The sequence below is a fragment of the Luteibacter anthropi genome, assembly GCF_011759365.1.
GTDB classification, from domain to species: domain Bacteria; phylum Pseudomonadota; class Gammaproteobacteria; order Xanthomonadales; family Rhodanobacteraceae; genus Luteibacter; species Luteibacter anthropi.
The window spans coordinates 195506-216960 of the sequence record NZ_JAARLZ010000005.1 but is presented as its reverse complement, the minus strand read 5'-3'; the positions used below and the strand labels follow the sequence as shown (position 1 = coordinate 216960).

The window sequence follows — 21455 nt, the reverse complement described above, 5'->3', positions numbered from 1 at the left end:
TTTGATCAAGAACGCCGGGAAGACTGTAAGGATGAAAGAGGCCAAGCAACTGCTGTTGGGGCTCCTCGACTACATCGGTGAGCAAGCAAAGCTTGTGAAGCCGGAAGGCTTTCAGCTATCCAAGCTCGCCGGTCCGAAATTTGGTCCCCTAGATCTGGCGGGTCTTCCGGCGCTGCGATTCAACGTGGCGGAGGCCGGCGGGGCCGCCTGGCTCCGTATGGATCGGCTCGAAGCCATTCACGCCCCTGAGTTCCCGGCACCCCTTCTTCCTTTTGCTTCTGCATCGCAGGATCCGAGCGGTCAGCCGCCCGCTATCAACGGCACAGCCTTGGAAGCACATCTTGCTGCCAATCCTGAGGTAGACGGTGAGGAATTCCGCGCCGCCGTAGCCGCCGACTTCGAGCTCTACGCCAGCGAGTGGTGGGGATGGTCCGAACAGGAGAAGCCGCGCCGTCGCTCCATCGACCTCTACACGTCGTTCTTTGCCCTTAAACAACAGATCGAGGCGGAGGAAACGGCTAAACCTCTGGAACTGGTCTGGGGAGTCGGGGTGGCGTCCTGGAAGCTGGCCTCCGAGGAGGGCTCGCTCAGCTACGAATACCCGCTGATGACGCAATCGGTCGAAATTGTCATGGATGAGGAGACCATGGCCATTGAGATCCGGCCTCGTGATATCGAGGCCCGGTTGGAGCTGGATGCCCTGGTGGCCGCCTCTGTGATTGGAGCCGCGGAGGTGGAGCTGACTGCCAAGAAACTGCTGGGCCGAGAAGGGTCTGCCGACCTGTCGCCGTTCGATCCCAGTTCCTACGCTCACATTTTGAAGTTGGTGGCTTCCAACTTGGACGCCAAAGGTTCCTATCACGAGATATTGGCGGCTGGCGAACCTTGGCCGGCGCCGGGGCCGCACTTCGTGGTGACCGATGCGTGGGTTCTCCTGGCACGGCCACGGCAACACAATTTTCTTTTGGAAGATCTGAAACGCCTCAAAACAAAGGTCGAGGAGGCCAGTGAGTTGCCCAGCGGGCCGTTGTCACTGGTGACTCCGCCGTCTGACGAAACAACGTTTATCACGCCCATACGTTTTCGGGGACTGTCAACGAATGCGGGGTCAGACGGTGTCAGCGATAGCAGGATTGAAGAACTTTACTTTCCTCTGCCGAGCAACGAAGAGCAGATCACGATCATTGAACGGTTGGAGCGTGCACCGGGCGTAACCGTTCAGGGGCCGCCCGGGACCGGGAAAACGCACACCATCGCCAACGTCATCTGCCACTACCTGGCAACTGGGCGCCGTGTCCTCGTCACGTCACGGGGAGAGCCGGCCTTGCAGGTGCTTCAAGAGAAGTTGCCGGTAGAGGTCCGGCCGCTGACTGTCGCGCTTTTGTCGAGCGATCGGGACGGCACCCGTCAGTTCCAGGCATCTATCGAAGCCATCCAGCACAGCGTTTCACAGCTCAATCCACGCGAAACCCAGCGACAGATTGAAATCCTCAAAGCAGGTATAGATCGCACCCATCATGAATTGTCAGGTATCGAGCGCCGACTGGACGCCATCGCGGCAGACCAATTGGGCGATATCGAGGTGGACGGCGAGAAGATCCGCGCGCAGAAAGCCGCCGAGCTGTTGTTGCGCGGACAAGAGGAGCACGGCTGGCTGCAAGATAACCTCACACTTGCCTCAGAGCATCAGCCTCCGTTGAGCGAGGACGACATGTCGGCCTTGCGGTTGGCGCGTCGCCTGGTGGGGGACGATCTAGTGTATCTCGGGGCGACGCTTGCTGATGCCGACGGCTTGCCGTCCGCGGAGCAAGTGGGAGAGTTGCACGAGACGCTAATTAGCCTGAAAACGCTCGATCGAGATATCGCCGAGGTTCCCGACCTTGCAGTGCGGGGAAACACGCCTGAGGTGCATCAGGCCGTCCAAGAATTGCTGAAAAGCGTGGAACTGGCCCAGCGAGAAGTCGAAATCTTCGAAACAGCAGCGGCTTCGTGGGGCCCGGCGTTTCGGGAGAGGTGCCGCAACTCGTCTTATGGAGCGGAACGGGCTGCTTTCGAAGCCATTTTCGGCGACATTGATCGGCTGGTTGCAGCTCGTGCTGAATTTCTCCGGCGGCCGGTTCTGTTCCCAGCCGAGGGGTTGAGCTCGCCAAAAGCAATCGAAGGTGTCGCGCGGGCTGCCCAGACAGGTAAGCCCTTCGGTTTAATGGCTGTGGGCGCTGGCGACGCTAAGAAGTGTTTGGCGGCCGTCAAGGTTTCGGGCTTGCCGCCGCAAGATGCGGACAGTTGGCAACATGTTCAGCGCTATGTGTTTCTTCACCAGGAGTTGGCTTCATTCGTGGCTAGATGGAACACTTTCGCCGAGCCGCTGTCTTTGCCAACGCTGTCGGAAGGGACGCTTGATCTGAGGAATATCGAGACTTTGGCCACGGCAGCCCGGAAGGTCCACCGGCTCAGCACGCATCTCGACCGTGTCTTGGTCAATCAGGCCTCTTCGGTGTATGCAGACGTGCCGACGCCAAAGCTTCACGGCGGCTCGGGTGGTCTCCAAGAAGTCGCCCAGAGTTTGAGGAAATATCTGCAACGGGTAGCTCTGGCCCGTGCGGCGCAGGGGGTTACGGCCTTTCAGGAGCACTTGGCGGGTCGAACAGGAGCGATATCCGAAAACCTGCGTCAGTTCGGCCATCATCTGCTCGGCCAATCCCAGTGCACGGTCGAACAGGTCAGCTCCGAATACGTGAAATTGGTCGCGGATCTCAGGCGTGTCTCTGGCCTCGGATCGCACCTGGCCCTCATTGCTGCCTCCGCCGATCGGTTGCGAGCCGCGGGGGCTGTTTTGTGGGCAGAACGCATCGAACGGGAGCCATGCGGTCATTCCGGCGACGACAAGGTGACGCCGGCCCAATGGCGCAAGAGCTGGACGTGGGCACGGTTGCGGGGGCATTTGGAACAGATCGAGGCACGTCACGAGTTACGGGCGCTCGCGACACGACGGTCGGAACTCACCAGCGGGCTTCAACGCCTTTATTCTGACCTGGTGGCGAAGTCCGCTTGGTTGGCGACAAAGAACAACGCCACCGGAAAGATCATGTCTGCCCTCAATGGGTATGCGACGGCTATACGACGCATCGGTCAAGGCACGGGGGCGAATGCGCCGCGCTATCGTCGGGATGCCCGTGACGCGATGAATGACGCCGCGGGAGCCGTGCCGTGCTGGATCATGCCGCATGCACGGATTTCGGAAGCGATGCCGGCAGATATCGGGGCTTTTGATCTCGTGGTGGTGGACGAGGCCAGCCAGTCAGACCTTTGGGCGCTTCCAGCCATATTGCGGGGCAAGAAGATCTTGGTGGTCGGTGACGATAAGCAGGTGTCACCTGACGGCGGTTTCATAGCGGCCCAGCAAATTGAACTTCTGCGCCAACGCTTCTTGGGCGATCAGCCTTTTGCGGCGGACATGACGCCGGAAAAATCGCTTTATGATCTGGCTGCACGCGTTTTCGCCAGTCATCAGGTGATGTTGCGTGAGCATTTCCGGTGTGTGTCCCCGATCATCGCGTATTCGAACCGGTTCTACGGAGGCGCCATCCGGCCGCTTCGCATCCCCCTTGCGTCGGAGCGAATTGACCCGCCGCTGGTGGATATCTTTGTTCCCACCGGCCGGCGCGACACTAAGGACTTCAACCGGGACGAGGCCGAGGCGATCGCTGACGAGATCGGAGCAATTATCGCGAACCCGGCTTGGTGCGACCGGACCCTTGGAGTGGTGTCGCTTCTCGGGATCGAGCAAGCAAAATACATTGATGAGGTGGTGCGGGCACGGTTCCCAGCAGCAGAATTGCTGCGGCGTAAGTTCACGAGTGGGGAGCCGCGAGCCTTCCAGGGCAGCGAGCGCGACATCGTGTTCTTGTCCATGGTTGCAGACCGGGACCGCCACCATGCTCTGTCGCGGTTGGGGCACGAACAGCGGTTCAATGTGGCCGCCAGCCGAGCCAGGGATCGAATGTATCTGGTGCGTTCCGTCGAGCTCAGTGACCTTTCTGAGGTTGATCTTCGCCGAGGTCTCATTGAGCATTTCAGCCAGCCGGCGGTGCCGCGGGAGATCGAGGGCGAGAGTCCCATTGATATGTGTGAGTCAGGTTTCGAGCGGGAGGTTTTCACGAAGCTTACCGAACGGGGGTATCGCGTGATCCCGCAGGTGAAGGTGGGCGGCTTCCGAATTGACATGGTGGTGGAAGGGGCCGACGACCGCCGCCTGGCCATCGAGCTTGATGGCGATGAGTTCCACGGTCCGGACCGCTGGGCTCATGACATGAACCGCCAACGTATCTTGGAACGCGCCGGTTGGACATTCTGGCGGTGCTTTGCCTCGACGTGGTCGCTACACAAGGATGAAGTGCTGGCCGAACTGCTGTCGACGCTACACCAGATGCAGATTGGGCCTACTGGTGCGCTCGGGCAGTTGGCCACATTGGTCGAGCGGCGGGTCTGGCAGCCGCGGAATAAGCGCATTCATGAAGCCGGGGACGAAGTAGACCTGGTGATCCAGCAGGCCGTTGATGATGCTCGAACGGATTCGGCTTGACTACAAAAGTGCGCAGAGCACGATGCGAGAACATCGAACGAAGAGCGCGTCTTCCATGTTGTGCCAACATGACGCTTACATCCATCCAAATCCAACGTTGCGCGCGAGAGATGAGCCCGACCCTTGTAGACCCGAAAATGGAGACCTAACTGTGAAGCCTTGGAGCATAATTTCGCCGGATGACATTGATGTCGTAGCCCCAGACGGATCCATAAGATCAAGCGTTAAGGGGTATTTCTCCGGAAAGCAATTCGTCATTGATGACATGAGCGTTGATGTTCGAGAAGGGGATGAAATACGCCGGACTCTTCCGAATGGTCGGGAAGAGGCATTCGTCGTGACGGATCCAACGTGTTACACAGCGGGCCACTTTGGGCCGCATTATCAAGTGGCTGTGACCAGGCGCGGCATATTCGACAGGCACGTCGGCGGCAACTACACAATTAACGTGTCGGGAAATAATTCGCGGGTGAATGTCGGTTCGACCGACAACTCATCAAACACCGTCGAAGCCCCTGGGGTCGATGTTGCGGCCTTGGCGGCAGAATTGACGAGGCTGCGGGAGGCAGTCGCTGCCAAGGCCAGCCTTCCAGAGCAATACGTCGTGATTGGCGCCATCGCTTCGGCGGAGCTGGCGGCGAAGGACGGCGATGGGCAAAAGGCGACGGGCGCCTTGGCAATGCTAGGGAGTGCCGGCCATTGGGTTCTAGATACAGCAAAGGACATTGGAACCAAGGTAGCTGCCGAGGTGATCAGTCGGCAGCTTGGAATGCCGCCCGGCTGATGTGCAGCGGACCGGGTCGCCATGCCCTGGGTAGTGCTTCGTAGGAAGGGGGGGGGCGGTGCTGGCTCCCTTGGAGGCACTTTTTTGTGAGCTACGGAAGTCGGTCATGAGCCTAAGGCTTTGATCGGAGCACCAGTCACGGCGTCACGACCGCCCCAGCCCACGGTTTGCTCAGCCCAGCCACCCCGCGTGACGTCGGTCACGTAACGAGCGAAGCGCTATGTCAAGGATGCTTGACATGCCTAAGCGTTCTGGTTGGATGGTTCGCAGGGGCGGGCTGCATTGGGTTGGCCGCCGCTGCATCGTTTTGGTCATGGATGACCGTTCATCGCCTGCGCTCAGGCGACTTCATCAGGAGGATGACATGTCATTGCACGCCCGCCCCCATCTCGAAACCCACCGGCGTTCGTCGGGCCACTCCGCTGTTGCTGGCGTCGCCTACCGCCTCGGTCTTCGCTTGCTCGATCGGCGAACCGGCGTTTGGCACGATTATCGCCGCCGCAAGCTGGGCGAGGAGATCGTCCGGGCCCTGACCATTGCGCCGGAAGGCGCCCCCGAGTGGGCTACGGATCCCGAAGAGTTGTGGAACCGGGTGGAGGCCGCTGAAAAGCGGCAGGACAGCCAGGTGGCGAGGGATTACAGAATTCCGATTCCACTTGGCCTCACGGACCATCAAGCGGGAGACATGGCAGAAGAAATGGCACGCTTCATCTGCCGCCAGCTGCACACCGCGGTCTCCCTGGGTTTGCACCGCGACAGCCACATCGATGCGTTGGGTGCAGAGAAGACCGCAGAGAAAATAGGTTTTCATGCGCACCTCTATTTCCCGACGCGTCGCTTGGAAGAAATCGCTAGTGAGGACGGCACGTCGGGGTGGGCCCCGGGCGCTAAGCTCGTGCTGCTCTCCAACAAGAACACCGCGGGTGCGTTCGTCGAACAGCTCAACGAGAAGTGGGCGGACTTGGCGAGGGATCAAAGGCAATCGAATTCGCAGAGCATGTGCTGGCGTCGATCATCGCGGAACTGGACAGTCGACTGCGGACCAAATTGCGCGATGAGCCTGCCCTTCGGGTTGGCGGAGGCGGAGCCTCGACCTTGCCGATGTTCTGTCTCGGCCTCCAAGTTAACTCTCCGTGCCTGCAAGCTGGCGGTAACTTGGTATCGCAAAATCGGCTTCGGCCACCACGGCGGTGGCAACACTAAGGAATGTTATGCCCGTTGGCACCATCGTGATCGACTGGGATACTGATCGAACAAACAGCAACATCTGCGACGATCTTTTGGAACACGACGTGGTCATCGTGGAAATTGGCACACGACCCATAAAGATGCACAGGGCGCAGGCCATTTCAGAAGAGTTGAAGCAGCGCCCGGAGCGGTGGGCGAAAGAGGAAGATGGCGATGTCTTCTTGCTGACCTACGTGGTCGATAGCAAGGGGCGCATTTGCACTTACGACACCATCGATGATCTCGATAACTACGACGAATTCGATGTGCTTTTCCTCACCGATGACGATGGTGTAGGGACCAAGGGTGTGAAGGCCGGCATCGAGAAGTTGACGGTCGAGTGGCGCAAGAGGGGCAAGCCCAATCGCTACGCCACGTATTTTGAATACGACCTGGAAGACGACGAAGAAGAAACCTGAGCCACGCGATATGGGCCTCATTGCTTCGAACGCGTCGCCGGTGTTCTTCGCCGGCCAATTAGAATGCGCCTTCGAACGGACGCGGCCGGGCGCTCTGCTCACTTTCCGGCAGGCTTGGTGTCCACCAGGACGTATTGCCCCTTGTCGCCCCACCTTGGCGACTTCGCATCCAGCTTGATGCACGGGTGGCCGCCGCATGAGGTCATGTGGACCTCGGCGTAGGCGGTGGCCGTTTCTGCGTCCACGTTGGCCGCCGCGGTTCGAGCTCGGGCATCGCCATACGCTTGCCATTCCATCCACAGCACGGCACCGCCGCCAGCGACCAAGAGCACCATCGCACCCATCACCGCCAAGTAAGCCAACTTGGCTTGACGCTCCAGGCTCGCCGCAGCGCGAACGACCGCCTCATCGAGCCGCTGGGTTACGCCTTGCATCTTGCTGCCCGCCTGAGCGGCGGCTTGATCAAACTTCCCGGCGCCCTCATGTAGCGCGGCGTCGACGCCTTGCCGGGCAGACTGGGTGACGTGTGTGCTGGCGCCGTGGACGATGCGATCCACGTCCGCCTTGATGCCGGCGAGCGTTCGGCTCAGAGCCTGGGTGGTTTGCTCGCTGTGAGAGGAGGCGGCGGCGCTCCGGCGCTCCAGGGTTTCGGCCAGAAGGGCGAGTTGCTTGGCGGTTTCGATCAGCGGCGAAAGGTTGGCGTCCATGTTTACCTGCGCAGGGTGGGTCCGGTATGTTTGCCCCAGAGTCTAAGCCGAAGGAGCGTGCGATGGGTGACCCGACATTGACCGACGCCGACCTCTACGGCCCCAGCGGCCGACCGGAACCCACCGACATCCACCAGCGCGATCTGGGAGATTGCTACTTCCTCGCGCCCCTGGGATCGCTCGCTCACCAGCAACCCGGCCGCATCCAGGATGCGATCACCTACGATACGGCGTCTGAGAATTTCAACGTCACCCTTTATCAGCATGGGCACGGCGGATTTCTTGGGCTGCAAAGCGAGGCGAAGCCGGTCCACGTCCAGGTCAGTCAGGCCGATGTCCGCGCGGACATCCGGCTCAGCGACAACCTGATCGAGCCGCACGGCGCGAAGCACAGCCCCATCTGGCCGGCCGTCATGGAGGCCGCCTATGCCGATTTGGCAAAAAAGAAAGACGAGACGATTGACCAGGGGTTGGATGGCATTGGGCACGGGGGTTATCCCAAGTCGGCGATGTATGCCCTGACGGGAGAAACGTCGAGCCGGATCTCGGGACACGAAGCGAAGGGGCTGCCGCTGGACAAGGTCTACGATCGCATCTATGGCGCTTTAGACGAAGGCCGCCCGGTGGTCTTGAACACCAACTACATGTCAAGCGTGCCCACCGACGGGTTGATCAAGGGTGACGGGGGTTCGGGCCATGCCTACATGGTCGAGGGCATCAGCAAAGACCCGCAAGGTAACGTTGCGGTTACGGTGCGCAATCCGTGGGGCATGAACGTTTCCCATGGGTTGGGAATTGAGTCTCCCGATCCCCTGGTGAAAGTGGATCTGAAAACCGCCTTGGGCAACGGCCACGTGGACGATTTGGAGTTCGGTCCGAAGCCGCCAGTTCGGACGCAGGACAAGGAGGCGAAACCGGAGCAGGGTCAAGACCCGGCAGCGAAAGAACACGCTGCCGCAGTGAGGACGGGCGATCCCGCGATGGACCGTTTGCTGGCCTCCCTCAACGACCCTCAGGCCATGGGCCACGCGCTGACCGCTCTCGCGCAGTCGCTAGATGGCCAGGCATTCTGTGCAGAAGGGCAGGCGCAGTATCAGGCGATGGAAGCTCAGCAGGCCCAGCAGGCCCAAGCCCAAGTTGCACAGCAGTCACAGGCGGCGCAGCAACAGACCATTTCCGGACCGGTGATGACACGCTGATATGAAACCCATGACGCGCATTCTCACTGCTGTTTTCTTCTGCATCGGCTTCGTGGGCGTTGCCCCGGCCAAGGACGCATCCATGACGCTCGACCAGCTGCCCGTTCCCGAAGCTTTCAGTCCGCGCGCGCCGCTTGGCCCAACGGATCAGGCCGAAGCGCAAGAGGCGCTGGTTGCGGCGGTGGCTGGCAAGGTGAAACGGGAAGGGTATGTCATCACCGATCGCCGGATCTTCAATTGCGTTGGCTACGATCCGGCGACGGGCCCGCAGTGGGTGGTGCTGCACGCCGAGGTGGGCAACGCGATGGTGGATACCTTCGAGGCCAAGGAGTTCTACGATCACCTGGACGCGAAAGGGCCACACCACCTCTCGATCTGGCGGACTTCGCACGGCGACGTGATCGCGGTGGCGCAGTCCTACGAGACGTCCGAGGGAAAGGTGTTGGTCGGTTACTTCATGCTGGGCAAAGAGTAGGGCGGCGATGAGCCTGCCCTTCGGACGGGCCGATGCCGAACATCGGACATCTCCGACGTTCGGCGCCGGCCTCCGTTAGATGTTCCTGCCCCTGACCGGCGACGGTGCGCCTTAGCGCTGTTTGCCCCGATCCTTAGCGTTGTTCGGTAACCACGTCGAGCCCAGACGATCGCGGCCCTCAGTGGCTTGACGAGCCGCACAGCTAGGACAAAGCCTGGGTCCCGTGTCGCCAAGGGGCATCGCACATCCCCGGCAGATCACACCGTCTTCCATCGCGTCAGACCAATCACCCATTTCCTCTCTCCCTATTTTCTTCTTATCGAGTTGACCGGCTCTTTGACCGGCAGCAAGATATTGCGCCTGTGAGTTAGGCGACGCAAGGATCAGGGAGACGGATGGTTATCGGTTTCATCTGGGACAGCGGCTGCGATCCGCATACCGGCGTTGCCTGCACTCGCTAAGTGACAATAGCCTTGCCTTAAGGACCTGCTTACACGCTGACATCAGCAGGCCGAAATCCTCCCCTCATGAGAAGACTACGATGTTCTGCGAATGCACAGATTGTGGGCACGAATTCACCCCCGAGATCCCTATAAATTTCTCATGTCCCAAGTGCGGAGGTAGACGCCTAAAAGGACGGGATCACATCAAGATTTCGCTCACCCCGATCGAGGTCATTGGTTATCGCATGAGGGATGGGACGAGGAGGGGGAAGAAAAATCGAGACAGCGTGAAGTATACAAAGCGGCTCAGCTTTTTCAGGGAAACGAAGGAGTGGCATTACGTTGAGCGGACGCTTGATCGGAAGTTGGACCTATACCACGAATTCATAACATGCAGAGAGACAGGTCGTGTCGTCCGTGACATCTGCGAGCCTTTGTCAAAGCACCAGGGTCACGGCAGTGCGAAAGTAAAGCCCGCGGCGAACAATGCCGATGCGGAACCGACGGATATCCCGCCCAATACTAAGCTCGATGACCAAAAGGATTGATGTCACGTTGACTCGACAGAAAAACATGACTTACATCGGTCGCGTTGTCGGCGTCTGCACAATTTCGCCGCTTGCGTGATACGGTTAGCGGACCGTGGTCAACCAGTGAGGTCAGCGCCTCTCAGAAACCAGGTGCTGCGAGGGCCTGTGGGACGTGTGTGGAGCTGAATCCCACTCTCTCCGCCAAATCAAAGTTCTTCTCGCTCTATCCGACGCTTACAAGTGCCTTAATAGAGCCGGCCAGGCCGCTCGGCTGGTTAACTCCAAGCATGCATTTTTCTCATTACCTCTTGCGGCAAGGAGATTGGGCTAGCCATATTCCCTTCTTGGCGAGGACCAGGCGATACGGCCCCATGGGCCAGCCACGGCAATGCCATAGGACTACCTACATGACGATCCAAATACGCTTGGGCGTTTGGGCAGTGATCGCCGCACTAGCGCTTTCCGGCACGGCCGGTGCCAGCGACCATGGCTCTATCAGCGTCCGCACCGAGACCTACCCGCGGCCGCCATATTCTGGAGCGACCTATTACATCTACGAGCGGGATGGAAACGGCATCTGCACGAAACTAGCCGTATGTGACAAATACGACGAATGCGACACGAGCTACCACGTTGGAGTGTTCAAGGATCCGGAGGATGTCCAGACCGGCGAACCTTACGGTGGTTCGCCAGCGGTGACCATCCCGGAAGCGAAGTTACGTAAGCATCAATGCCTGGTCAAGTTCGTGCCGGATGCACTCTAAGCTACCAGCCGTTTTGAAGGATCACGACGCCTTCTAGAACGGGCGAAAGGATCCAGGGAGTAAATTCAGCAACCAAGGATTCGAGATGACGGATGATGATTTGGAACAAGCGCGAAGCGCTTTGCGCACATTCATGGCGGACATGAAGCGGTGGGAGTTGGGTTTCTATCATGAAAAGCTCGACGCAGTGAAAAACGGGCGCGACGCCACACTCATAGACAATCAAGGTCGTAAAGAGCTTTCGGAGGTTCTGGAAAAATGGTCGCTCCAGGATAAAACAAACCAAGGTCGTCTAATTGATCTTGGTTGCTCTGATCTATCGACGTATGACCCGGACAGCGATATTGAAGGTAGTGCGGAATTTACTGATGGTGATGCGATGTTCACCATTCACCAGAAAACTGGGCTCCAAACGATATCTCGATTCACATTGAATCTCGAATCTGGCGCGTGGAAAATTAAAAGGAAAGAATTCCTCAACTACAAGGATAAATGGCAGCGTTCTGTACTGTGAGTCCAGCCTTGCTAGATGTGCTGACGGCAGGATGTGTTACCTCACGATGCATGATTGAGAGCAGTGCGCGATCACGTTCGGGTTATCGAGGTGCCCCTCAGTAATGTCAGTTCGCATGTCTGACCGTGAGGGCACCTGAAGAGTTCAAGTGCGCTGTCAATGCACGACAACGCATTCCATGTCCGGCATCCAGCGCCCTTCAGTCGGCCAACGCGGATCGCTGGCGAAAATTCTTTACAGTCATCCAGACCGCCGAGATGAGGAAGTAGAACGCGCCAAAGCCGGCGTAGGGCGCAATCGTGGTCACGTCCAACGGCGCACTGCTATGCGCCTGATGAAACATGAAGCCGCCTGCAAGCGCTGACTGAGCGCCGCTGAGAACCATCGGCCATTGCCCGCTCGTGGTTTTCCAGCGCCGTACGGCAGTGGCAAGCTGCAGCAAGCCGGAGAAGATTGCCCAGGCGCCGAACACTGTGATGACGGCGGGCATGCCGACGGTAAGCGCCCAGCAGACGGCAAGTGCGATGACGATGCTGACGATGAAGTTGAACTTCTGCGATGGATTGGCGGCAAGACCACCGCTTCTGCGGGCATCGAGATAGTTGGCCAACGCGTCCCACGTCGGGTAGACGACAAGCAGGGCCGCTCCGATAGCGGGGTTGTGCCTGCCCACGAGTGCCGCCAGAGCAATCCATGCTATCGAGACTCCCGTTCGCAGGAAGTAGTAGGTCTGGAGCCATTTATTTAGTGAGCGATCAGCGGCTGGGGCGGGGCTTTGCATGTCAGTTCTCCAGGCGGTTGGCGATGTAGGAATCGCGTATATCTAGTAGTAGGTAGGTTTTGGAGTCGTAGCCTCCCTGGCTTTTTGCCGAGAGGCCGGAATCAAGTTTCAAAGCATCAAGGCTAGGGGTTGTCTGAATGGAAGCGCTTTTCCGTCACCTTTTGAGCGTGCCCACAGATGCTAGCCTACTAGTAGGTAGATATTCAATATGCCGCTACGGGGCCGTAGTTCGGTGTTCACAAGCCTCACGAGCTGCGCCGCCTTTCTATTCGGGTAAGCCCAATCAAGCGGCCGGATAGTGGGTATACAACGTATATTGCCGACGCAGACTGGCACAAGAATTCCCCACCGCTGCTCGATTTTGATCAATTACCTACCTACTGGTAGAATCGTTCAAGAGCAACTTGGATGGTATGGGCCATGTACGCAGAGCTTTCCCCGAAAGCCGCCGAAATCGTGTCGGTCACTCGCGCACTGCTGGAGACGGGCGGATATAACGGCTTCAGCTATGCGGACATATCCGCAAGCGTGAAGATCAGCAAGGCGAGCATTCACTACCATTTCCCCGCCAAGGCTGACCTGGTACGCGAGGTGATAGCGCGGTATCGGGCAGAAGCCCGCGAAGGCTTGGCCCTGCTGGATCGGCAGATCGCTGACCCGGCGGCAGAGTTGAAGGCTTATGCCGACTACTGGTCCACGTGCATCAAGAATCGCACGTCTTCGTTCTGCATCTGCGCCATGCTGGCCGCGGAGATTCCGAGCCTTCCTGCCGAGGTGGTCTCGGAGGTGCAGGGGCACTTCGAGGACCTTACGGCGTGGCTCACGTCGATCCTGGAGCGCGGGGTGGCCAAGGGACAGTTTCGTCTGGAGGCCAGCCCTCTGATCGAAGCGAAGTTCTTCATGTCTTCGATACATGGGGCCATGCTGGCTGCGCGAGGGTTCGGGGATCCTCGCGTGTTCGAGTCGCTGGTACAGGTATCCATGCAGCGCCTGACCCTGAGTGCCTGAGTGCCTGGCGGCGGGTATCGACAGCTACGCTTCACCATCGCGGGAAGTTCAAGTCAAACCGAGATTCCTGCCAACGGCAAAGGTGGCGAACAACAGGCCCGCGGCCAATACCGCGAAGACGATGGCCACTACCGCCAGCTTGCCAGCCACGCGTAGCAATGCGCGCCTGTCGATCTTCCGCCCCTTCTTCCCCTGGTCGTAATGCCACTTGATGGCCAGGAACATGCCCGTACCGAAAACGAGAACCTTGAAGGTGATAAAGGCTATGGGGATCCAATCCAACATGGTGTATTTCCAGGCTATTGCTTGTCACTGTCGATCATGAGGATCCTTCCCTAAGACGCTGCTTCAGCAGCTCCATTTCTAACTATTGCCAAGGCATCGTAGTTGAATCGTTATCGCGCCAACCCAGGAAATGACGCCGGCATCCGGCGAGTGTTGCGACGAAAATAGATGAAAGAGGAGGAATGCCAGGGCCTGCCATGCATGAGTGATGCTTCACCCTCTAAACCATGCTACCTAAAAACAATTTCCATACATCGGGACAAATTGTCCCAGCTCTGAACGGAGGTCGCAGGCAGGTCGCTGAAGGCGGATGCCACGCTTCATCGTCGGGATTTTCGAGGTTGATACGCGTCACCCGGTGACGGAAGGCACGTCGTCATGGGTGTTGACCAGGGCATCAGGCGTTTCTTTCTGAGGCAACATCCCAGGTGGCACCCTCGTAGAAAGTCCCTGCATCGGCTGCGTGCACCATGAGATACGCCAGTTCCTGACGGGAAATATGCGGCTTCATCCCCAGTCGCTGGCGCGAGCTGGGCTTGAGCGAGCTGCCATGGGTCAGCTTTGCGTCATCCAGCCTCGGTGCGCGCACAATGATGTAAGGGATGCCGGATTGCTTGAGGGCCTCCTCGCGCTCAAGCACGTTCTCCTGCATGCCTGGTTTTACGGCGTTGAGTAGCCACCAGATCCACGAGGAATCCTCGGCACCGATGACGGAGAGGAGCACGAAGCGCCGGGCGCCTTTCTTGATCGCGGCTTCCATCGCATGGATGCAGCCGCGGACCATGACGCTATGGATATCGGCCCTGGGCTTTCGGAACCCATGCGTGTCGACGGTAAAAAATACGGTGTCGATCCCATCGCATAGTGCCTTTTCAAGCGAAGCTGCGTCCTGGACATCGGCAGCCACCGGGGTGACATTGTCCCGGGCTGCCACTGGGCGCCGGGATATCGCGATGACGTGATCCCCACGGGCCGACAGCAATTGGGTGATCGCTTCGCCGGTGCCGCTGCTTGCCCCGACTACGGCATAGCGAGTCATGCCATCTCTCCGAGGCCATGCAGCACGTGTGGATGTAATGCCGGGCCGCTTGCAACAAAGCCCTCCGAACCAAGGTGCCAGTCATTGCCGGCGGTGTCGGTAACGATGCCACCTGCCTCGCGTACCAGGAGCGCACCTGCCGCCAGTCCCGATCCAACGCCGGCATGCTGCCAGAACGCGTCGATTCGTCCTGCAGCCAGATCCAGTAGTTCCATGGTGGATGGCACGGACGTGCGTACGAGAAGGGCTCTGTCGAGCATGCGCTGAAACATCCGCGACATCGCCTGGTGGACGGACGCATCCTGGAAAGGTTTTGCCTGGGCGGTGGCGACAATCGACGCGCGCAACTCGCTCTTGCCAGACACATGCAGGGTCTGCTGCCGCTCTGTGGCGCCATGGCCGGCTTCTGCGGTGAACAGTGCTCCCGACAAGGGCACATAGATGGCCGCCAGTACGGGCCTGCGCCCCTCCAGCAGGCATGCGGTAACCGCCCAGCCTTCGCGTCCGTGGACGTGGTTGACGTTGCCTTCCACGGTGTCCACGACCCAGCCATGACCGCCATCCTCAGAGGGCAGGGGCTCTTCATCGTCCAGCAGGATGCTTCCGGGAACGGCTGCGAGCAGGGCGGCTTCAAGCGTCTTGCCGACAGCCTGTTCATTGGCGGAAGCCGCTTCCATCAGCGCTTCCATCGTCGAAGGGCGGGCGCTTGTATCGAAGCGCTTTAGCAGCATCTGGCCGGCGGCCTCGATAGCGGCGCAGGTAGCGGCAAGGGTTGTCGAGGGGTAAGTCATGGACATTTCCTGGGGACTGAAGACCCTTCTATAATGTGAGTCATCACTTAGGTTTTCTACTCGCATTCCCTATGGACAAGCCTTCCCGCCACACGCCTTCGCGCCCCCGCAAAAAGCCTGTCCAGGCCCGTTCCCTGGCCACGGTTACGGCCATCCTGGATGCGGCAGCTCACATTCTGGAGTCGGCGGGTCCATCGGCCTATTCGACCAACGCGGTGGCCGCCCTGGCCGGGGTAAGCATTGGATCGGTGTATCAATACTTCCCGACCAAGGACGCCATTACGCGGGCACTGATAGATCGCGAGACAGGCGTCTTGCTGGAAGACGTAAGTCGTGCCGTCGAGAATGCCCATGGCGCGGAGGCCCTGATGGCCTTGATCGGGGTGGCCGTGCATCACCAGCTCCGGAGACCTGCGCTGGGCAGGATTCTCGACTACGAAGAAGCAAGGCTGCCCATGCAGGAAGACATGGCGCAGGCAGCCGAGGGAGCCAGGGTCCTTATCCTTCGGTGTCTGCAAGAGCTGAAGGAACGCGTGGAAAAACCGGCGGAGGCTGCCGCCGACGTCATGTCGATCATCAAGGGCATGGTTGATGGAGCGGGTCAGCGTGGGGAGGTCGATGAAACAGGATTGCGTTGCCGCGTAGAGGCGGCGGTGACCGGCTACCTTGGACAGATCTCGGCCAAGGGATCAAGTCGTCCGGCTTCGTCGCGCGGTTCGTGATGGCGATGAATGCCGACACGTGCCTCGCAGAATAAGGACCATTTGACGGGTCACATGGATAGCTCGATATATGCGTGCTCCGGAATCCTGCCGTCAGCACAGGCGAAGAACGGCTCATCTCCGCTACGCTCGCACCTCCAATACCTATGAAAGGAGTCAGTCGTATGCGTAGCTCTCGTTTCGTGTCCTTCCTGGGTCTGCTGAGCGTATGTGCCGTGGCCGGAACCGCTTCCGCCGCTGCCGCCACGGCGTCCTCGGGTACCGGTCTGGGGCAGTCATGGCCGAATGTCCCTGACGTCAGCAGAAATGGCAGTTTTCATGCATATGTGTTTGAGCGCAATGGAATTCGCTTCATCCAGATCAATGACTCCAACGGTGCGGTACGGGGTGCAGTAGCCTACGTTGCAGGAGAGGTCCTGACGCTGCCCATCGGACTCGATGCCGGAAACGTCGTCGTGGGTGAGGATGGTTCGGCTCCGTCGGGAGGGCAGTCTGTCTATCAGGATGGTGAGGTTTCCATCAACGTATCGGGTCAGCCGAATGGAGCGATGCAACTCATGGTCGAACCCTGCAATCCGCTGGTCTGCTCAGTAAAGGGGCAGTGACTTCATTGATGCATTTGGATGGAGGAGGGTGATAAACCATCCTCCATCATTATGATTTAAGTATCCGACGCGCAGTCTGCGCAGATGCCGAGCGTGCACGGGTCAGCAGCGCACCTGAGATGATCAGGGCCAGGATCGCCTGGGCCTGAAGCGTTGAAGGGTCGACGAGCAGTGTCGGCGCGGTAAGCGCGAGTGCAATGCTCGCAGCCATGCCGCCCAGGGCCGTTCCGTGCCACCCATGTCGCCAGGCAACGCCAAGCATGGGAACCATCAACAGCAGGCGACACGTCTGGCGGAGCCCGGGCTCATGAGCATGCAGCGCGAGCCACGTCATGAAAGCCATTGCAGGTATGGCCCACCATAGAAGGTCGCGGAAGAGCGCACTGCGCCAGATTCGCATGCCGCTCACCGCTTCGCCCCCGAGATCCCGGTAGCGTTCATGGAGCGCAAGGATGGCTGGTGTAAGGGTCAGGGCCCCGAGATAGGCGCCAAGTGTGTATGCGAGCAGGTATCCCGGCCACGCCGTATTCGGATCGGGCCATTCGCCTGTGGGTGAACTCAAAATGGACGCAAGCGCGGTAAGGAGCGTTGCAACTGCGGTGATGGCTGCCACGCCCAGCGCGGCGCCGAGCATGAGCGGCATGCAAACGCGGCCGTTGGCATCATGTAGCGCCCATCGCTGTCGTAGCGGCTTCATCAGGGCCATCCACAGAACCACCATGGGAACCGATTCGGAAATGGCCCATGGAATGCCCAGATCCGAAACGCAAAGCAATGAGGTTTCCAGAAGCGGGATTCCTTCGCCAAGCGCCAGCGCGGGCCAGTAGCGCAAAGGCAAAAGGAACAGGCAGGCAAGGCGTAGGCCCGCGGTAATCATCCACTGGGGAAAAGAAAGATGGCGTGCGATCTCATAGGCGGCGCCGTAGGCTGCCGCGATCGCCATGTGTTGTCCCCAGATGCTCCAGTGCACGTGAGTGCTGAACCGATGTCCTGCGCTTCCCTTCACTCCCGTCCCCTAGGTCGTGTTGCGATGGTAGTCCTTGCTGATCCTTCACCCCATCAGGAAATCATGCCACGAAAACAACCATAAGTTGGGTGTTTGCGGAATCTGGCGTGGCGACCTGCCGAATATGCATAAACTGGCCGTTGGATGAGCCACTCGTAACGTAGCCACACGTTAACCGGGCTCGCCTGCCTGCAGGCATGATAGTTCCGCGATCCCCACGCCGCTGTCCTGAAACAAGGGAACCACGTCCTTTCGTCGTTGCATTGCCCGAAGCGACAATGCCGCCCATCTCCCTGAGCCCGACGAAGCCGTTCCATGACAACATCCCCGCTGCGCGAAGCCGCCCCGCGTACAGCGACACCGGATTTAGTGCCCTCGACGCAAACCGTGGTATTGGCCATCGCCCAGGCCTTTTTCACTGCGGCATTGGCGGTCGATCTTACTCTTACCGGCATCACGGGCTACCAGCTGGCGCCCTATAAAGCCCTCGCCACACTTCCCTTCGCCACCATCACGGTAGCTGGCGCATTGGCAACATGGTTCGCCGCGCAACTCATGCGTCGCATCGGGCGCCGTCGTGCCTTCATCACCGGGGCGGCGACCTGCGCGGTGGGTGGTTGCGTCAGCGTCTGGTCGGTTATTCATGGCGACTTCTGGTTGTTCTGTCTCGGTACGGCCGCCGTGGGTGTGTTCCAGGCCTTCGCCCAGTACTACCGGCTGGCGGCTGCCGACTCGGTGGGCGCAGGTGCCAAGGCGCGGGCCATTTCCACCGTGCTTGCCGGCGGCGTGCTGGCCGCGGTGCTTGGTCCTTTGCTCGCTGCCTGGAGCCGGAACTGGCTGTCGACGGTCTTTGCGGGTTCCTACCTCGCCGTGGCCTTGCTGGGCACCGCGTCTGTCGTCCTGTTCCTGATCGCCTATCGCGACCAGCCCGATGATGCGGGGCCTGTTGTCGTCGGTGTGGAGGATGTGCGTACGTTGCCTGCCATCCTCACCACGCCGATCTCGCTTGCGGCCCTCGCCAATAACGCCATCGGCGGCGTCGTCATGATGTTCATCATGACAGCGGCCCCGCTTGCCGCGATGGAAGCCCATTATTCGGTGGACGACGGAGCCTCCGTCATCCAGTGGCATCTCGTGGGCATGTATGCGCCGTCGCTGTTTGCGGGTCGCCTGATTGATCGCCTGGGTCTTCCATGGGTGCTGTTTGCGGGCATCGTGCTGAGTGCGCTTTGCCCGCTGGTTGCACTCGCGTCGGGTACATTGATCGCCTATCACGCGGCGCTTCTGTGCCTGGGTATCGGCTGGAATTTCATGTTTGTCGGTGGCACGGCGTTGCTTGCATCGTCCTACCGGCCTGCGGAACGCACGAAAGTGCAGGGGGCCGCGGAGTTGCTGCGCTATGCCACCACTGCCGCCGCAACACTGGCTGCGGGGCCTGTGCTGGAGCGCTTTGGCTGGGTGGCGCTTAACGTCTGCATGCTTCCCTTGCTTGTTCTCGCGACAGTGATGACGCGGCACTGGGTACGAAGCACCTCGCGCACAAGCCGCTACGTGGGATGAGCGCAGTGCGCAGCCACGATGTCGCTTTCGTGGTCTTCCCCGGGTTCCAGATCCAGGATCTCGCCGGTCCGCTCGCCGTATTCGAATGTGCCGGCAATCTGGTAGATAGTGCGCCATATCGCTGCCATGTGGTGTCGCAGTCAGGCGGCCCCGTGGCAAGCAGTTGCGGGCTTGTGGTGTTGACCACGCCGTTCAATAGCCAGCGCTTCGATACCGTGGTGGTTACGGGCGGGGATGTGTCGAACGAGCCATCGGGTCATCCCGTGCTCGCGGCGCATCTGGCGCGCCTTGCCGCTATCGGCAAGACGCGTATGGCCAGCGTCTGTACGGGTGCTTTTATCCTGGCCGAGTCTGGCCTGCTCGATGGTCGCCGTGCGACGACACACTGGCGCTACGCGCTCCTGCTCCAGCGCCGTTTCCCGGCTTTGCGGGTGCATAGCGACGAGATGTATATCCACGACCGGGGTGTATGGACGTCTGCAGGCGTTACCGCGGGTATCGACCTGTCACTTGCACTGATAAGCGACGATCTTGGCGTGGATGTCGCGAGGGATACATCGCGTCAGATGGTGTTTTCCCATTACCGACCGGGTGGTCAGGCACCGTTTGTCTCGTCGAACGAACGGGAGCCCGTCACCGATCGGATGCGTGGGGTGATGGACTATATGTCAACCCATCTCGCAGAAGACCTTTCGACCGGACGTCTTGCAGGCATGGCAAGACTGAGCCCTCGGCAGTTCTCCCGGGCATTCTTCGCCGAGACCGGCTACACGCCGGCCAAGGCGGTTGAGCGTTTGCGCGTGGAAGCGGCCACCCCGCTCGTAGAGGCGGGTCATGAGCCCATCGAACGTATCGCGACAAGCGTCGGCTTCATCGATCCGGAGCGCATGCGCCGCGCGTTCATCCGGGTCACCGGTCATCCGCCGCAAAGCATCCGCCGCATGGCCCTGCACTCGGGTTCAGTCCCTCGGCCGGTCGGCTGATGGACAAAAGGCCGCATGGCGTGAATTGAGTAATTCCCTTATAAAGGGACGCATGAACCGAATCGCGTTTTTCGTATCCCCCGGTTTCTGGCTGCTCGATCTGGCCGGCCCCATGGGAGCGTTCGAGGCTGCGTCGGCGGTGGCGGAGCAGCCTCTCTATGAACTCGCCATCACGTCGGCAGAGGGTGGGGCGGTGACCAGTAGTGCAGGGGTGTCGCTCCCCACCATGGCCCACGGCAGCTTCTATGCCGACACTGTCGTATTTGTCGGCGGCCAGATCGAACCCATGATCGCGCCGGAGGTGGTCAATGCGGCGAAAGCGCATGCCGCGCAAGCCAGCCGCGTCGCCAGCGTGTGCACGGGTGCGTTCCTGCTTGCAGAAACCGGCCTGCTCGACGGCCGGCGTGCCACCACCCACTGGAAGAAGGCCCTGCAATTCCAGCAACGCTACCCGTCGGTGCGAACAGAGGTCGATGCCATCTTCGTGTCCGACGGACCCATCTGGAGTTCTGCGGGCGTCACGGCGGGTATCGATCTCGCCCTGGCGCTTATCGAAGCCGACCAGGGTCCGGAGATCGCACGCCTGGTCTCGCAAAGTCTCGTGGTCTATCACCGTCGTTCCGGTGGGCAGTCGCAGTTTTCCGAGATGTCACAGATGGAGCCGGCATCGGACCGGATTCGTCGCGCGCTCACCTTTGCGCGGGAGCACCTCAACCAACCCCTTCCCATCGAGCGCCTGGCCGAGGCTGCGAATCTGAGCGTGCGACAGTTTGGTCGTGCGTTTCGCCAGGAGACGGGCGAGACACCGGCAAAGGCCGTCGAGCGCTTGCGCGTCGAGGCGGCCCGCTCCCGGTTGCGCGATGGCGCGGAGCCCGTGGAGCGGATTGCTGCGGCGGTCGGTTTCCATGACCCGGAGCGGATGCGCCGGGCCTTCGTCAAGATTCATGGCATGTCGCCACAGGCCATGCGCCGTGTCGCGAAGGGCATGCCCGAAGAACAACACGCCTGACGCCGGATTCCCCTACGGCTTC

The 21455-nt window shown here is 60.0% G+C and carries 20 protein-coding genes; 14 read left to right on the top strand and 6 right to left on the bottom strand.

From position 1 onward, the window contains the following. Positions 1–31 precede the first annotated feature (31 nt). From HBF25_RS10920 to HBF25_RS10905, 4 genes are all read left to right on the top strand, one after another. Positions 32–4582, top strand: a complete 4551-nt coding sequence (locus HBF25_RS10920) for an AAA domain-containing protein (protein WP_166948290.1) — start codon at positions 32–34, stop codon at positions 4580–4582. A gap of 151 nt (positions 4583–4733) precedes the next feature. Continuing rightward, positions 4734–5366 (top strand): hypothetical protein, encoded by a 633-nt coding sequence (locus HBF25_RS10915; RefSeq protein WP_166948288.1) that lies wholly within the window; start codon positions 4734–4736, stop codon positions 5364–5366. A 238-nt stretch (positions 5367–5604) separates the two neighbouring features. Beyond that, entirely contained in the window at positions 5605–6615 is a 1011-nt protein-coding gene (locus tag HBF25_RS10910) for a MobA/MobL family protein (RefSeq protein ID WP_166948287.1), read from the top strand. Next, positions 6578–7012 carry a hypothetical protein gene (locus HBF25_RS10905; protein ID WP_166948285.1) on the top strand — a complete coding sequence of 145 codons (435 nt, stop codon included), beginning with the start codon at positions 6578–6580 and terminating at the stop codon, positions 7010–7012. Before HBF25_RS10910 ends, HBF25_RS10905 begins: the two co-directional genes overlap by 38 nt. Positions 7013–7110: 98 nt before the next feature. Here HBF25_RS10905 and HBF25_RS10900 read toward each other — a convergent pair whose 3' ends face one another. Further along, entirely contained in the window at positions 7111–7719 is a 609-nt protein-coding gene (locus tag HBF25_RS10900; RefSeq protein WP_166948283.1) for a hypothetical protein, read from the bottom strand. Positions 7720–7781: 62 nt separating this feature from the next. Between HBF25_RS10900 and HBF25_RS10895 the strand changes: the two genes are divergently transcribed. The 4 genes from HBF25_RS10895 to HBF25_RS10880 all read left to right on the top strand — a co-directional run bounded on the left by HBF25_RS10895 (position 7782) and on the right by HBF25_RS10880 (position 11644). Then, positions 7782–8918, top strand: coding sequence for a C2 family cysteine protease (locus tag HBF25_RS10895; RefSeq protein ID WP_166948281.1), 1137 nt, complete (start codon positions 7782–7784; stop codon positions 8916–8918). 10 nt (positions 8919–8928) lie between these two features. Next, positions 8929–9393 (top strand): hypothetical protein, encoded by a 465-nt coding sequence (locus HBF25_RS10890; protein WP_166948279.1) that lies wholly within the window; start codon positions 8929–8931, stop codon positions 9391–9393. 1380 nt (positions 9394–10773) lie between these two features. Next, entirely contained in the window at positions 10774–11130 is a 357-nt protein-coding gene (locus HBF25_RS10885; RefSeq protein ID WP_208392530.1) for a hypothetical protein, read from the top strand. 85 nt (positions 11131–11215) lie between these two features. Beyond that, positions 11216–11644 (top strand): NTF2 fold immunity protein, encoded by a 429-nt coding sequence (locus tag HBF25_RS10880; protein ID WP_166948277.1) that lies wholly within the window; start codon positions 11216–11218, stop codon positions 11642–11644. Between the two features lie 199 nt (positions 11645–11843). Here HBF25_RS10880 and HBF25_RS10875 read toward each other — a convergent pair whose 3' ends face one another. Continuing rightward, on the bottom strand, positions 11844–12425 hold the full coding sequence (locus tag HBF25_RS10875; protein ID WP_166948275.1) for a DUF308 domain-containing protein: 582 nt from the start codon (positions 12423–12425) through the stop codon (positions 11844–11846). A 420-nt stretch (positions 12426–12845) separates the two neighbouring features. On the opposite strand from HBF25_RS10875, the gene HBF25_RS10870 reads away from it, so the two are divergent. Then, complete coding sequence (locus HBF25_RS10870; RefSeq protein ID WP_166948273.1) at positions 12846–13433, top strand: TetR/AcrR family transcriptional regulator; 588 nt, start codon at positions 12846–12848, stop codon at positions 13431–13433. Between the two features lie 48 nt (positions 13434–13481). Here the strand turns inward: HBF25_RS10870 and HBF25_RS10865 are convergent, their stop codons facing one another. The 3 genes from HBF25_RS10865 to HBF25_RS10855 all read right to left on the bottom strand — a co-directional run bounded on the left by HBF25_RS10865 (position 13482) and on the right by HBF25_RS10855 (position 15548). Beyond that, positions 13482–13718 (bottom strand): hypothetical protein, encoded by a 237-nt coding sequence (locus tag HBF25_RS10865; RefSeq protein ID WP_166948271.1) that lies wholly within the window; start codon positions 13716–13718, stop codon positions 13482–13484. A gap of 397 nt (positions 13719–14115) precedes the next feature. Continuing rightward, on the bottom strand, positions 14116–14757 hold the full coding sequence (locus tag HBF25_RS10860; RefSeq protein ID WP_166948269.1) for an NAD(P)H-binding protein: 642 nt from the start codon (positions 14755–14757) through the stop codon (positions 14116–14118). Beyond that, positions 14754–15548, bottom strand: a complete 795-nt coding sequence (locus tag HBF25_RS10855; protein WP_166948267.1) for an inositol monophosphatase family protein — start codon at positions 15546–15548, stop codon at positions 14754–14756. The genes HBF25_RS10860 and HBF25_RS10855 overlap by 4 nt, the downstream gene beginning before the upstream one ends. A 71-nt stretch (positions 15549–15619) precedes the next feature. Between HBF25_RS10855 and HBF25_RS10850 the strand changes: the two genes are divergently transcribed. Both HBF25_RS10850 and HBF25_RS10845 read left to right on the top strand, forming a co-directional pair. Further along, entirely contained in the window at positions 15620–16270 is a 651-nt protein-coding gene (locus HBF25_RS10850; protein ID WP_166948265.1) for a TetR/AcrR family transcriptional regulator, read from the top strand. 164 nt (positions 16271–16434) lie between these two features. Beyond that, the gene (locus HBF25_RS10845; RefSeq protein WP_166948263.1) at positions 16435–16875 is read left to right on the top strand and encodes a hypothetical protein; all 441 of its coding nucleotides are present in this window, start codon (positions 16435–16437) and stop codon (positions 16873–16875) included. Positions 16876–16924: 49 nt separating this feature from the next. Here HBF25_RS10845 and HBF25_RS10840 read toward each other — a convergent pair whose 3' ends face one another. After that, positions 16925–17818 (bottom strand): MASE1 domain-containing protein, encoded by an 894-nt coding sequence (locus tag HBF25_RS10840; RefSeq protein WP_166948261.1) that lies wholly within the window; start codon positions 17816–17818, stop codon positions 16925–16927. A gap of 378 nt (positions 17819–18196) precedes the next feature. Here HBF25_RS10840 and HBF25_RS10835 point away from each other — a divergent pair, with 378 nt between their 5' ends. Genes HBF25_RS10835 through HBF25_RS10825 form a run of 3 tightly spaced genes read left to right on the top strand, consistent with a single transcriptional unit; the run spans position 18197 to position 21433 of the window. Beyond that, the gene (locus HBF25_RS10835) at positions 18197–19441 is read left to right on the top strand and encodes an MFS transporter (protein ID WP_166948259.1); all 1245 of its coding nucleotides are present in this window, start codon (positions 18197–18199) and stop codon (positions 19439–19441) included. Positions 19442–19446: 5 nt separating this feature from the next. Continuing rightward, complete coding sequence (locus HBF25_RS10830; RefSeq protein WP_341778076.1) at positions 19447–20424, top strand: GlxA family transcriptional regulator; 978 nt, start codon at positions 19447–19449, stop codon at positions 20422–20424. A 52-nt stretch (positions 20425–20476) separates the two neighbouring features. Beyond that, the gene (locus tag HBF25_RS10825; RefSeq protein ID WP_166948255.1) at positions 20477–21433 is read left to right on the top strand and encodes a GlxA family transcriptional regulator; all 957 of its coding nucleotides are present in this window, start codon (positions 20477–20479) and stop codon (positions 21431–21433) included. Positions 21434–21455: the final 22 nt, after the last annotated feature.